This window comes from Kocuria sp. CNJ-770, from assembly GCF_001942375.1.
Lineage (GTDB): Bacteria > Actinomycetota > Actinomycetes > Actinomycetales > Micrococcaceae > Kocuria > Kocuria oceani.
In genome coordinates this window covers 1-13,008 of record NZ_MKJW01000131.1, presented here as the reverse complement: position 1 = coordinate 13,008, position 13,008 = coordinate 1, and the positions used below count along the sequence as shown (strand labels likewise).

12 protein-coding genes are annotated in these 13,008 nt (G+C 68.5%); 11 read left to right on the top strand and 1 reads right to left on the bottom strand.

Annotation, left to right across the window (positions count from 1 at the left end):
* The first annotated feature begins 170 nt into the window (after positions 1 to 170).
* Positions 171 to 764 (top strand): hypothetical protein, encoded by a 594-nt coding sequence (locus BJF77_RS15870; protein WP_075872781.1) that lies wholly within the window; start codon positions 171 to 173, stop codon positions 762 to 764.
* A gap of 11 nt (positions 765 to 775) precedes the next feature.
* On the top strand, positions 776 to 1,198 hold the full coding sequence (locus BJF77_RS22105; RefSeq protein ID WP_083665215.1) for a hypothetical protein: 423 nt from the start codon (positions 776 to 778) through the stop codon (positions 1,196 to 1,198).
* A gap of 105 nt (positions 1,199 to 1,303) precedes the next feature.
* Here BJF77_RS22105 and BJF77_RS15860 read toward each other — a convergent pair whose 3' ends face one another.
* The gene (locus tag BJF77_RS15860; protein WP_139318614.1) at positions 1,304 to 1,651 is read right to left on the bottom strand and encodes a helix-turn-helix transcriptional regulator; all 348 of its coding nucleotides are present in this window, start codon (positions 1,649 to 1,651) and stop codon (positions 1,304 to 1,306) included.
* A gap of 180 nt (positions 1,652 to 1,831) precedes the next feature.
* Here BJF77_RS15860 and BJF77_RS15855 point away from each other — a divergent pair, with 180 nt between their 5' ends.
* From BJF77_RS15855 to BJF77_RS15815, 9 genes are read left to right on the top strand one after another with little or no spacing between them, the layout of a single operon-like run.
* Positions 1,832 to 2,959 (top strand): transglycosylase SLT domain-containing protein, encoded by a 1,128-nt coding sequence (locus tag BJF77_RS15855; RefSeq protein WP_075872779.1) that lies wholly within the window; start codon positions 1,832 to 1,834, stop codon positions 2,957 to 2,959.
* Complete coding sequence (locus tag BJF77_RS15850) at positions 2,956 to 3,582, top strand: hypothetical protein (RefSeq protein ID WP_075872784.1); 627 nt, start codon at positions 2,956 to 2,958, stop codon at positions 3,580 to 3,582. Before BJF77_RS15855 ends, BJF77_RS15850 begins: the two co-directional genes overlap by 4 nt.
* Positions 3,555 to 5,084: a hypothetical protein gene (locus BJF77_RS15845; protein WP_075872778.1), complete on the top strand. Its 1,530-nt coding sequence runs from the start codon at positions 3,555 to 3,557 to the stop codon at positions 5,082 to 5,084. Before BJF77_RS15850 ends, BJF77_RS15845 begins: the two co-directional genes overlap by 28 nt.
* Entirely contained in the window at positions 5,084 to 6,490 is a 1,407-nt protein-coding gene (locus BJF77_RS15840) for an AAA family ATPase (RefSeq protein ID WP_075872777.1), read from the top strand. Before BJF77_RS15845 ends, BJF77_RS15840 begins: the two co-directional genes overlap by 1 nt.
* Positions 6,491 to 6,492: 2 nt before the next feature.
* Entirely contained in the window at positions 6,493 to 7,095 is a 603-nt protein-coding gene (locus BJF77_RS15835) for a DUF6668 family protein (protein ID WP_139318613.1), read from the top strand.
* Between the two features lie 17 nt (positions 7,096 to 7,112).
* Complete coding sequence (locus tag BJF77_RS15830; RefSeq protein ID WP_075872775.1) at positions 7,113 to 7,382, top strand: hypothetical protein; 270 nt, start codon at positions 7,113 to 7,115, stop codon at positions 7,380 to 7,382.
* 49 nt (positions 7,383 to 7,431) lie between these two features.
* On the top strand, positions 7,432 to 9,789 hold the full coding sequence (locus BJF77_RS22390; RefSeq protein WP_075872774.1) for a hypothetical protein: 2,358 nt from the start codon (positions 7,432 to 7,434) through the stop codon (positions 9,787 to 9,789).
* On the top strand, positions 9,786 to 11,318 hold the full coding sequence (locus BJF77_RS15820; protein ID WP_139318612.1) for an SCO6880 family protein: 1,533 nt from the start codon (positions 9,786 to 9,788) through the stop codon (positions 11,316 to 11,318). The genes BJF77_RS22390 and BJF77_RS15820 overlap by 4 nt, the downstream gene beginning before the upstream one ends.
* Positions 11,318 to 12,850, top strand: coding sequence for a hypothetical protein (locus tag BJF77_RS15815; RefSeq protein ID WP_075872772.1), 1,533 nt, complete (start codon positions 11,318 to 11,320; stop codon positions 12,848 to 12,850). The genes BJF77_RS15820 and BJF77_RS15815 overlap by 1 nt, the downstream gene beginning before the upstream one ends.
* The last annotated feature ends 158 nt before the right edge of the window (positions 12,851 to 13,008 follow it).

Here is a 13,008-nt window from a genome sequence, read left to right as displayed (position 1 = left end):
CCTGGTGGACGCCCTCCGGGCTGGTCCAGCGCTCTGTCGGCCGATCCCCAGAAGGTTCTCTACAGTGCCGTCATCGCCGTCGAAGACGCCCTGCGGGCCGAAAACGCGGGCCTGTCGGAAAAGCAACGGTGTGCCCTGCAGGCCGCCGAGAGGAGATTTGAACTCACATCATGAGCACCTCGATCGTCGTCCCCCGCTGGGAGAGAACCGCCACGGAAGCCTTCCAGCCTCCGGTGCTGCTGGCGGCACTGCTCATCGCGCTGCCCTGGGGGGCGAACCCATCTGCGGCCTCGCTGTGGTGGGGAATCAGCGCGGCCCTGATCGTGTGCGGGGTTCCGCTGGCCGTGGTCCTCATGCTGGTGCGCCGAGGGGTCCTCACCGACCACCACGTGAGCGTGAAGGAGCACCGCCGACCGGTGATGGCCGGGGTGCTGGTGCTGGTCCTCAGCTACCTCACGGCGGCGATCCTGCTGCAGGGACCGATCGAGATCGTGGCGCTGCTCGTGGCCACGTTCCTGGCCGGGCTGGTGATCGCTGTGGTGAGTCCGTGGTGGAAGATCTCCGGGCACGGCATGATGATGGGCGGAACTATTGTTGCCCTGACAACATCCTGGGGTGTTGTCGGGCTGCTGTTCGTTCCGGTGGGCCTGGCGGTGTGCTGGAGCCGCATCCGGCTCCAGGACCACACCGGTCCGCAGGTGATCTCAGGCTTCATCTACGGGTTGGCCTTCCTGGGCAGCATCTACGCCTGGATCGTGACATGAGGAGAAAAGACGTGGGGGACGCCAACAGGGAACGTTCAGCCCAGATCTTGGCCGACAAGATCAACCTGCTGTTGGACACCCTGCGTACCGAAGCCGGCCAGCCCTACGACTTCACCACGATCCAGCAAGGCCTCAAGGACCGCGGCGTGGCCATCTCCCGGACGAAATGGCACTACCTCAAGACCGCAGACGTCCGGGTGCGTCCCGACGAGAAACTGCTCCGGGCGCTGGGGGAAGTGTTCGGAGTGGACCCGAGATACCTCGTGCAGGAAGACGGGCCGCTCCCTCAGCAGGTCGAGCAAGAACTCCACACGGTCCGCGCCCTCCGACGAGCCGAGGTGCGCAACTTCGCAGCCCGGGCCCTCGGTCAGATCGACCCCGAAGGCCTCCAGGCGATCCTGGACGTCATCGAGAAGGACCAGCGCGAGCGGTAGGCCGCGCCGCACAGCATTTGAGCCCTAGACGGACTGCCCGTAGGATCCGTATTGAACATGTTCAATACGGATTGGACGGGAAGGGCACTGTGGCATGGGAAGACATCAGTGAGGCTCGATGCGCGTCTCCGCACCCGCACTCGGCACATCCGCCAGGACATACTGCGTGAGAGCAGACAGCAGCCTCTCGAGCCGTGCGTGATTCGCGTAGTACAGCATCGGCCGGCCACGGCTCTGCTGCGCCTCCGCCTTCACAGCATTCATGGCCTCCAGCTCGGTCAACTGAGCACCGAGAGTCTTGGCCGGGAGCCCCGTTCGTTCCACCAGGTCCGCACGTAGCGCTGGCCCCTGCCTGAGGGCATTGATGATCGACAGCCGGACGGTGTTGCCGAACACCTTGGCGGCTTCGGCAACAAGATCAGGCTGACCTGCAGGGCGAACTACGGACGGCACGGAATTCATTGTGTCGCACCCGCAACACCTCACACGCAACTGACATCGCGCCTCAGGCCCGAGACCCATACCGCAACGAGCCGAACTTATTTTGACCGTCTTATACAGCCAAGACGTGCTACAACTTTTATAGCTGCATAAAACAGTCAAACGGGTTGGCGCTGGAAAGGGAGGTGACGTGTGAGAGACGAGGAGTCCCACGGCTCATCCACTCTGGCTATCGCTGTCCTGGCGCTGGGCGGGGTGATGGCGATCGGTGTGCCCGTCGCGGGTGTGGCCGGACTTGCACTGGTGGCGGACATGCAGGCGTCGGCCAGTAGCGGGTGCATCCCTGCCACGGTCGTCTCCGACGAGGCCCCCGAGGACGGGGTGATCAACGTCCCCAACGGTTGGGGTCCGCTGGTGGAGGAGGCGGCCAAGACGGCCGGACTCTCTGCAAGTGTCGCGGCCGCCCAGCTCAAGCAGGAGTCCAACTGGAATCCCAATGCCGGCAGCTCCGCCGGGGCCCAGGGCATCGCCCAGTTCATGCCCGAGACCTGGGCTCAGTACGGGAACGGCGGTGACGTCACTGATCCCGAGGACGCGATTCCGGCCTACGGCCGCTACATGGCAGAGCTCAGGAATGAAGTGAAGTCCCTGGCTGGCGACGACGCGGACCAGTTGGTGCGTCTGACCCTGGCTGCCTACAACGCAGGTCCCGGCGCGGTCGCCCAGCACAAGGGTGTGCCGCCGTTCGCGGAGACCCAGCGCTACGTGGAGAGAATCCTCGATGGCGGTCAGATCGAGTTCTCCGCTGGTTGTGAGGCACCCGCCGGGGGCAAGGCGTGGGATGGGGACCTCGGGGAGGGGGAGTGGACCGCGCCGCTTCCCGGGGGGAAGTTCACCTCCGGCTACGGGCGGCGCAATGTGCCGGGGGTGCCCGATTGGGCGCAGAACCACGTGGGTCTGGATTTCGCCACCCCGGGCGCCGGCCCCGGGCCCGGTGGGCCGGTGATCGCGCCCACCGATCTGCGGATCACCGGGTTCAACGCCACCGACGGGTGCGTGATCGCCAAGGTCGACAACGACGATGACCCCGATTTCGGGTTCGCCTTCTGCCACCTGCACTCCTGGGGCGTGAAGAAGGGCCAACGGCTGACCCGCGGTGACGTGATCGGTGTGGAGGGCAACCGGGGCCAGTTCGGCATGGCCGCCCACCTGCACTTCGAGATCTACCGGCCTGGCGCCCCCGACGTCGTCTTCCCCTATCAGGGTTTCAACATCGACCCCGAGCCGATCCTGCGAGAGAAAGGAGCGTGGCCGACATGAGCCGCCACTACCCCCATCTGATCACTGCCCTGGCACTGTGCGCCCTGCCCCTGGCGGCGTGCTCGACCAGCCCAGCCCAGGAGACTTCCGCCTCCTCCAGCGCGGCGGCCCCCACCAGCTCGGCCACGCCCAGCAGCATTCCCACCCCGGAGGTCCCTGGGGACGGGACGTTCCCGCGCATTCAGGACGTGGACCGTACCGATGTGGACTCCAACGCCCGCGCGGCGGCGTTGCTGTTGCACTCCTGGGACACCGCTGTGGACCGTACCGAGACGACGGCCGCGATCCGCGCCAAGCCGTTGATGTCCGATGAGTGGGCAGCGCAGCAGGTCGAGCCTGAGCGCAACTCCTCCCAGGGGGCGTGGCTCGGCCCGGCCGAGCACGGGGCCTACAGCCGGGCTCAGGCGGTGCCGGCGATCGGGGATACGACCCGCGACGTCGCTGACGATAAGGCAGTGCGGGCGTACAAGGTGACCTGGCGGTGGGCCAGCCGCGACGGGGAACCGGCCGGAGGCACCGGCACCCGGCACGTGACGATCTACCTGGAGAAGCACTCCGGGGCCTGGGAAGTCGTCGGCTCGGCGCGGAGCAGATCGTGGCCGATGCCCAGGGAGAGGTGCTGACCTATCCGGTGCTCGATGCCGCCACCGCGCACGAGGTGGCCGCGGATGCGGCCACCGAGGCGTGCCGGCGGCTGGGGTTGAAGGCGTGCCGGGTGCAGGGTCACACCGAGGACGGGTCGGTGTACGAGATGGTCGTGGACGCCGAGCTGGGCACCTTGGAGGAGTACGAGCCCCCGGCTGGCCCCGGGCCTGCCACCAGCAATGGGGCCCGGCAGGTCGGGAGCAGCACCAGCACGCGCAAGAGGGGTGCCCGGTCTGTGAGCCAGCGTCGTCGTGCCCTGGCGATCTGGGGCAGCGTCGGGATTCTGGGATTGACGGCCGGCACCTCAGTGGCGATGAACCTGACCGACGATGACCGGGAGCCGGTCGCGGTGGTGCACACCCCGCCCCCGGCTCAGTTGCCGGTGCCGGCTCCGGCCGGGTGGGACACCTACGGTGCCTGGGCCACCTCCATGTCCGGGTCCCAGGTCAAGGCGGTCCTGGACTGGGAAGGCCGCCCGGTCAGTGTCGAGGGCAGCAAGCTCATTGGCCACGATCCGGCCACGGGTGTGGAGCAGTGGAACCGTAGCGCACCGTTCACCGTGACCCAGCTGGCGGTGTTCACCGTGGACGGGCAGACCCGTTTGGCGGCCGCCACGGGCAAGGAGCTGGTGCTGTTCACCCCGGACTCCTCGGACCCGATCCGGGTGGAGGTCCCCCAGGAGGCGAGTGTGGTCCTGGACGGCGGCACGGTGCCCCGGCTGGATCTGCCCACCAAGAAGTCGCTGCTGGTGAAGGCGGACGGGTCGACCGTCTCCCGGGTGGTGCCGGCGGCCGCTAAGCCTTTGGAGGCTCAGGGGGATGACCTGATTGCCGCTGATGCCAAGGCGGGGAAGGTGTGGCGGGTCGGCACCGACTCGGCCGCCCTGCCTAAGCCGGCGACCTTGCCGGCCCCGGCTAAGGGCGCGGAGCTGACCGCTGTGCTCGGCAGCGTGGAGGGCCGGGTGGTGGCGGCGTGGAAGGACGGGAAGCAGACGGTCGTCGGATTCTACGACGTCGATGAGGCCACCGACGTCACCGCGGTGAAGCAGGTCGCGGTGCGCGAACTCGACGGCGCCCAGATCACCACCTCCGCCGTCCAGGCCGATCGGGTCCACGGGCTGTTGCTGGCCTCCACGGTGCTGGTCGATGTGGAAGCCACCACCGTCCACCGCCTCGATGGCCAAGCCAAGCTGGCCGCCGGCTACGCCTGGGTCACCAACGACGGTGAGCAGATCCAGGTCACCCGCGACGGGCAGACCGAAGCCACCACCAGGGCTGATCAGGCGGCGGTGCCCGACGTCATCACGGACAACGGGATGGCGATGACCCGGGTGGACGGCTCCACCGATGGCTCCCTCTACGCCCTGGTCAAGACCGGCCCCACCCCCACGGCCAGCCCCACGGCCAGCCCCACGGCCAGCCCCACTGCCAGCACTTCACCGACTGCGAGCCCTACCCCCACTGCCAAGGAGACCCCCTGATGAGAATGACCGCGACGATCGACTCCACCGGTGCCGTAGAGCTGGACACCGCCGGGCAGATCACCCGTGAGAACCACTCCACCGTGGGCGATGCCCGCCGGGCCGTGATGGCTACGGCCAAGACCTTGGCGGAGGAGACCAGCCAGGACATGCAGCTGCACATCGAGGACCCCTCGGGGTCCCGCACGTTCCTGGTCGGCGCCGATGGCACCTCCCGGCAGGAAAGTGTGGCCCCGGCAGCGGCCCCCTTCGAGTCCCCGGCCCCCGCGGAGTCGGTCGAGCCTGCTGTGGAGCCGGTGGTGCCGGCGTCGGTGGAGACCGCCCCGGAGGCTGCTGCGGCTGAGGAGGATTTGGCCCCTGCTGCTCCAGCTGGGGCCGCCGCCACTGCACCTAATCCGTTCCTCGGCGGCCGCCCCGCCACGGCTCACACAGTGGTGGAACCTGCGGGGCAGTCAGTGGCGGAACCCGCGGCTGGCAGCCGGCGGGAGGCGTTGCCGTCCTTCGTGGACCGCCCCGAGGTGGACGCCCCGGCCCAGCACGGGTGGCGCGGGGCGCTGAACTCGATAGGTCTGAGCCTGGCGCCCTCAGCCGCGGAGCTGAGCCAACGCCAGGACGAGGCCGCGGTGTCGGCCCACTGGGCGGGCCCGCGCACGATCACGGTGCTGAACCCCAAGGGCGGGGCCGGCAAGACCCCCACGGTGATCTGCTTGGCCGCCGTGTTCGCCCGGCTCTCCGGTGGCGGGGTGCTGGCCTGGGACAACAACAACTCCCTGGGGTCGCTGGGCTGGCGCACCTTTGATGCCGGCCATGAGGCGACCGTGGTGGATCTGTTGGGGCGCACCGAGCACTTCATGACCTCCGATGCCCGGGTGGGGGATTTGTCCGGGTACGTCCACCACCAGCCGGCGGACCGGTACGACGTGCTGCGCTCCGATGACCGTTCCGGGGACCAGGAGCGGCACATGGTCACCGGGGATGAGGTGGATCGGCTGCACGCGGTGGCCGCGAAGTATTACCGGGCGATCGTGATGGATTCGGGCAACACCGAACGCGGGGCGAACTGGCAGGCGATGATCGGCCACGCCGATCAGGTGGTGATCCCGGTGAAGTCCGTCGATGACGCCGCCGAGGGCGCCTCCCGGGTGCTGGCCGCCCTGCACGCCGGAGACACCCACGCCCAGGAGCTCGCCCGGAATGCGGTGCTGGTGGTGCTGTGCTGCGAGCCCGGCCACCAGAAGACCAAGGCGACGGAACTGGCCGCCGAGTTCGCCCCCTACGTCCGTGCCGTGATCACGATCCCCTATGACCGGGCGCTGGTGGAGGGTCGGGTGCGGTTCTCCGCGATGACCCCGGCCACCCGCCGGGCCTGGCTCCGAGCCGGAGCAGCAGTGCGGGAGGGACTGTGATCGTGGACAGCCCCCGCAACCCCTTCGTGGCAGCGCCGGAGGTCATCGAGGAAGAGGACCCGATGGAAGAGGACCCGATCCTCGGGTCCCGGGACTCCATCCGCGGCCCGCAGAACCTCCAGCAGAGGATGGCCGAGGAACCAGTCACGGACGAGGAGCCGGCCGCCCCGGTGGAGGTCACCCCGGCCACGCTGTGGCTGGTCGGCGCCTCCGGCGGGGTGGGCACCACCACCCTGGCCGGGCTGTGCTCCGAGTCCATCGTGGACGCGGCTGTGCAGGAGCCGGAGTGGGCGGGCCGTGCCTTGTTGGTGTGCTCCACCAGCGCAACCTCCCTGGAAGCAGCCGCCCAGCTGGCTCGGAAGTCCGCCACCGGGCAGCTGCCCTATGAGCTGGTCGGTCTGGTCATCATCCACGACCGGCCCAAAAACCGGGTCACCAAGCCCACCCTGACCTTCGCCCGTGGTGTGGCGCGCATGTTCCCGGTGGCCATGACCGTCCCCTACGAGTCTTCGTGGCGTGAGGTCGGAACCACCCCCACTGCTTCCAGCACTCGATTGAAGACCGTGCTGCGGAAGATCGAAAAAATCGCCCAGACCGGGCACTGAGAAAGGAAACCCCCCCAATGTTCGTCAACACCCTCAACGCCCTGATGATCCCGGCCATCAACGCCACTCCCACCCAGCCCCCGGGGATGGAGAACGTGACCATGATCCTGGGCTGGATTCTCTGGGCCGCCGGGCTCGTGCTGTTCGTCTACTTCATCTTCGGGCTCGTCACCGCCGGGCGGAACCGCCGCCGTGGTGATGAGGTCGAGGCCCCGGTGTGGCCGCTGGTCGCTGCTGCTCTGCTCGGGGCGGCCGGGGCGATCTGGAACATGATCACCGGCGGCTGAGCCGGCCCCCGTTCCTCACCCGGCACCGCAACGACAGGGAGACCCCCCGATGGACACGAACAACAACAACAAAACTCGGACCCGCCCCCGCTGGTTCGGTCCGGCGGTCATCGCCCTGGTGCTGCTGCTGGTCGCGGTGGCCGGCTGGACCATCCGCAACCTCACTACCCCCGATGAGGCCCAGGCCCCTACCTCACCTGCTGCCCCTGCTGCCCCCACCCAGGGGCAAGCCGAGGCAGCTGCCCCCGCCTCCGGGGAGGACTTCGCCTGGGACTGCCAGGCTCAGCTGAGCACGGACACCTCCTCGGTGGCCGATGAGGCCCCCGAGGTCCTGGACTGGGTGGCTGCTGGCTATAACGTGGTGCCCTCTTCCCCGGAGTTCGGCGGCTGTGAGCGACGGGACTCGGGGCTGCGGGTGGGCTACGCCCACTCCGAAGCCGGGTCGCTGATGGCTGCGGCGACTTATGCGATGGCTCTGGACCCCTCGGTGAGTGAGGACGCGGCCAAGGACTCGGAGGTGGCGATCGCAGAAGGCCCCAACCGGGACCGCCTGGAGGAAAAGGCCCAGCGCATCCGCGACGGGCTGGAGGAAGCCAAGGGAGGCTTGGCCGCATCCTCGGCCACGCTGATCGGCTACTCCCAGGACCACTACACCGACGAGGCGGCGTCCTACCAGCTGATCTACGACCTGCCTTCGGAGAACGGCCTGACGCAGACGATCGCCGGTCAGGTTGATCTGGTGTGGGAGGACGGGGACTGGAAGCTGGACCCGGCCTCGGGCACCTCGATGATCACCGGGGACCAGCACCAGGGCCAGCCCTACGTGGAGTGGGGACCAAAGCTGGTGGAAATCTTCACGACGATGCTCGACTTCGTGGGCACCTGGTGGCTCAACATCGGCGCCGTGGAAATGGGCCCGGGCTCGGCCACCGAACGGGTGCAGAGGGCCACGACGACGTTCGTCGGGGTCGCCGGCATCATCGGCACGGCCTTTGCGGTGCTGCGGATCGCTCGGGATCACAACCGGGAGTCGGCCGAGAACCTGGTGATGGGACTGATCCGCACCGTGGTGGTCTCCGGCCTAGCGGTCTCGATGGTGTCCCTGTCGCTGGCGGTCACCGATGAGGTCGCCCCGTGGCTGGTGGACACGATCGCCGGCAACGCGGCCCGGGACGGGCTGGGCCAGTCGATGGACCTGGACGCTGTGGCCGGGTCAACGATGGCGCTGACCACCGCTGGAATTCTGATCGTGTTGGCGCCCTTCGCCATCCTCGGGGCGATCCTCAACGCGGCCCTGGTGGTCTTCTCCTACGGGGTGGCCGGGGCCCTGTGCGGCATCCTGCCGATCTTCGCCGCCGCCTCGACCACGGAGCGGGGACGCAAGGCGTTCGACAAAGCGGTGGGCTGGCTGATCTCGGTGATCCTGTTCAAGCCGGTCGCGGCCGTGCTCTACGGCTTCGGCCTGGCACTGATGAACGGGATCAGCGGTACCGGTGACGGTGAGGTGGCCAACCAGGTGATCACCCTGCTCACCGGAACCGTGATCATCTTCTCCGCCTGCCTGTCGATGCCCGCCCTGGCCCGTGTCGTGGTCCCGGCCGTCAGTGCTGGGCCGCGCGGTATGGGTGCTGGTGGGCTGGCAATGCTCGGTGGTGCGGTGGCTATTGGCGCGGTCACCGCTGGTGTCGGCGCCCTGGCCGCCGGAGCTGCCGCCGGAGCCGGGGCCGCTGGCGCTGGAGCTGCCGGTGGAGCTGCGGGTGCTGGAGCTGGCGGTGGAGCTGCCGGAGCCGCTGGGGCAGGTGCCGGCGGAGCTGGTGCTGCCGGCACTGGTGCTGCCGGTGCTGGTGCTGCCGGTGCCTCGGGTGGAGGTGCCGGTGCTTCCGGGGCCAGCGCCACGGGTGCCGGGGCCGGTTCTGGCGCTGGAGGTGGTGCCTCCAGTACGACCGGAGCCCCGGGATCGACTGGTGCTGGTGGGTCTGCCCCGGCCGGTGGACCGGCCGGGGCAGAGAACGTGGAGAGCACCACGGCCGGTGCAGCTACTACCTCCGCGCCGGGGACCACGACCGGTGGGGCCTCTGGTGCGGAGAACGTCCAAAGCCCCGGCACAGGTGCTGCCCCGAGTAGTGCCGCCGGCACCGGCCCGGGCGGGGCCTCGGGTGCGGAGCAGGTGCAGACCTCGAGCTCGTCCCCGGCAGCGGCCGGTGGGGCATCCGAGGCGTCGGGGCCGGCCGGTGCCGAGCCGGTGGCTGCGACCAATGGTGCCGCACCGGCCGGGCACCCGGGCGGGGAAGGGTCCTCGGCCACCGGCGCCAAGAAACCGTTGATCAACGGCCAACGACTGGAATTCGGGCTGCGAGAAGTCGTCCGAGACAGCGAACAATCCATTGAGAGTGGTGAGGATCTGTGAGTAGCAACCAGGTAATCGTGCGGCAGTACGGCAACATCGCCGAGGATAAGACGGCCGGGCTGTTGGGGTTTTCGATGGTCTCCACCGTGGTCCTCGGTGTGGGGTCGGTGCTGGTGTTCTTATTCATCATGGCCTCCCAAATCTGGGTGGCTGCCGGCGTCGCGGTGGCCGCCTTCATCGTGGCCACCGTGCTCGGGTCCAAGGACCGCAACGGTCGCTCCAAGCCTGAGCGGTGGATCGCCCGGGGCATGTTCTCCCGGGCGGAGAAGAACCACCGGACCACTTACAAGGCCGGGCCGACCTCGCAGATCCCTGATGGTTCCTTCCGCGCCCCCGGGGTGCTGGCGGCGACCGAGCCGGTGTCCTTCACCGACCTGTTCGGGCATGAGGGCGTGATGCTGTGGCACCCGAAGTTGAAGACCGGAACCGTGTTCGTCATCGCCAACTCCTCCGGGCTGGGGCTGCTGGATCAGGACCGGGTGGACCGGATGGTGGGCACCTGGGCGGCGTTCCAGCGTGATGCCGGGTCGAACACGGAGCTGGTGCAGGTCTCCGTCACCACCCAGTCCACCACTGACCCGGGGGAGCGGCTGCCGGATGCGGTGGCCGTGGGCCGGGCTCAGGCGGGGTCCCAGTCGGTGCCGGCCTTCGCCCGGGCGACGATGGACGAGGTGGTGGCCAACCTCAACCAGGACGTGCCCAAGCTGGAGCAGTGGATCGCGTTGACCTTCAGCGCCCGGGCCAACGCGGGGGAGGGCGTGCCCGAGCGCACCGCCGAGGAACTGGCCACGGACGTCTCCTCGCTGCTGAGCGGATTCCTGGAACAACTCGAGCAGGCCGGTGCCGGGTCGGTGTCGCTGATGCAGGAGAGTGACCTGATCGACCAGACCTATGTCGCCTACAACCCGTTGGCGGCTGCGGCGGTGGAGAAGGCCCGTCTGTCGGAGGCCGGCACCGGTTTGCGCTGGGAAGAAGTCGGCCCCTCCGCCGCCCGGGTGGTCGGGTCCCCGGGTCGGTATGAGCACGGCGGGGTGGTCTCGAAGTCCTGGCAGATGTGGCGTCCCCCCGCCGGCACGTTCCGGGAGAACGCGCTGGTGGCGCTGCTGGCGCCCAACTCCGAGATGCTGCAGAAGCGGGTGACGGTGTTCTACCGGCCGCAGTCCCCGGACAAGTCCGCTACCCAGGTGCAGCAGTCGTTGACCAATGCGCAGTTCGCGGCGAACCAGAAGAACCGCCGCCCGACCAGCTCTCAGATCATCGCTCTGGAGAAGGCTAGGAAGGCCGAGCGTGAGCAGGCCGAGGGTGCATCGCTGGTGCGGTTCTCCATCGTCGTGACCGCCACCGTGGAGCGGGTCGAGCAGCTGCCGCGGGTGGCGGCCACCCTGCGGCGCAACGCCTCCCAGGGGGTGCAGTTGGGATTGCGGGAATGCGATTACAACGACGATGCGGCGTTCGCGTTCAACCTCGGTCTGGGTGTGGTCCCGGATGCCGTGGCCACGATTCCGGCTGATGTGCGAAAGGCGCTGTGATGTCTGCTTTCGACCAGCTCACCGATTCGATCCTCAACAAGGTCTTCGGCCGCTCCGCCGCTCAGAGCACCGGGCAGTTCCGGGAGCTCACCGAGAAGGGCGTGGACGTCGCCCACGGTGGGATGATCTCCTGGGTGGAGGCACCCCCGGAGTTCACCGCCACCTCCAACCAGACGGCCGGGCTGTGGCCCTTCGCGGTGGGCACCTCCTCACCCCTGGTCGGGGCGGTGCTGGGGCGCAATCAGCTCAACGGCTCGGTGGTGTGCGGGGACCCGATCAACCTGTTCCTGCGCGGCATCATCTCCTCCCCCTCCTGCTTCATCCTCGGTCTCCAGGCCCGGGGGAAGTCCTCGGTGGCCGTGCGCATGGCCCTGGCCCTGGTGGACCAGGGGTTCCTGTTCGTCGGGGCCAGTGACGTCAAGCCGGACCTGGCCGGGCTCACCGTCGAAGTCGGTGGCCAAGTCATCCGGGTCGCCCCCGGGGTGGGGTCGATCAACCCTCTGGATGCTGGCCCTTTGTGGCGCCGGCTGGGGGAGCTGCCGGAGGCGTTGCAGCGGCAGATGCGCGCAGAAATCCACAGCCGCCGCCTCAACGCCCTGACCGGGTTGCTGGAGCTGGTGTTCAAGGCACCGTTGGATGCCCGCCAGCAGGAGCCCACGGTGCTGTCGATGGCGATCACCGAGGCCGCCGAGCACGCCGAGGCCCAGGGCCGGCAACCGATCATCGGCGACGTGGTGGACGTGATCACGGCCGCGCGGCCGGCGATCATGGCCGCGATCCTGGTCGATGACGAGACCTCCTATCGGGGGCAGGTGCGCAACCTGCTGGCCGGTCTCAATGCCCTTGGGGCGCATGGTCCGTTCGGGGACGTGTTCTGCCGGCAGACCTCCGAGGAGATGCAGATCGACCAGTCGGTGGACTTCGACCTCTCCGCCATCGACGAGACCCTGCTGGACCTGCGGGCGGCGGTGCAGATCGTGTGCTGGTCCTATGCCCAGGCCGGGATTTCGGCGGCTAAGACGTTGGCTGAGGCGGGGCTGATGGAGGAGCGCCACCACCTGATGATCATGGACGAGCTGTGGCAGGCCCTGCGGGCCTCGGAGCTGTTGGTGCACCAGATCGACGGCATCACCCGCCTGAACCGGACTAAGGGCCTCGGGCAGCTGTTGATCACCCACTCCATGAAAGACCTCCAGCTCTCCACTGAGGAGCTGACGAAGATCGCCACGGGGTTCATGGAGCGGTCCTCCATGAAGGTTCTCGGGGGGCTGGCCCAGAACGAGATGGGGATGCTGGAGACCGTGTTCCCGCTCTCCGAGCAGGAGAAGGCGCTGCTGGTGGCCTGGTCCGCTGAGGGTTCGGTGAACCCCAAGACCGGGCGCACCTCACCCCCGCCGGGGCGGGGCCGGTTCATGTTGAAAACCGGAGAGGCCCCCGGGGTGCCGTTCCAAACCAACCTCACCGCCGGAGAGATGCGGGTCCACGACACCAACGCCGCCTGGGCGGCCGCACAGGCACGGGTGAACGCATGAACACCAACGACCAGAACAAGAGCTTCATCGGCATCCTGATCCTGTTCGCCGCCGTGATGGGTGCGGTCGGTCTGACCCACCTGGGGAACGTGCTGACCCCGGTGACCGGGGACCTGCCCTGGAACCCGTTCACCCTAGGGATCGAGCTGGCCACCGGG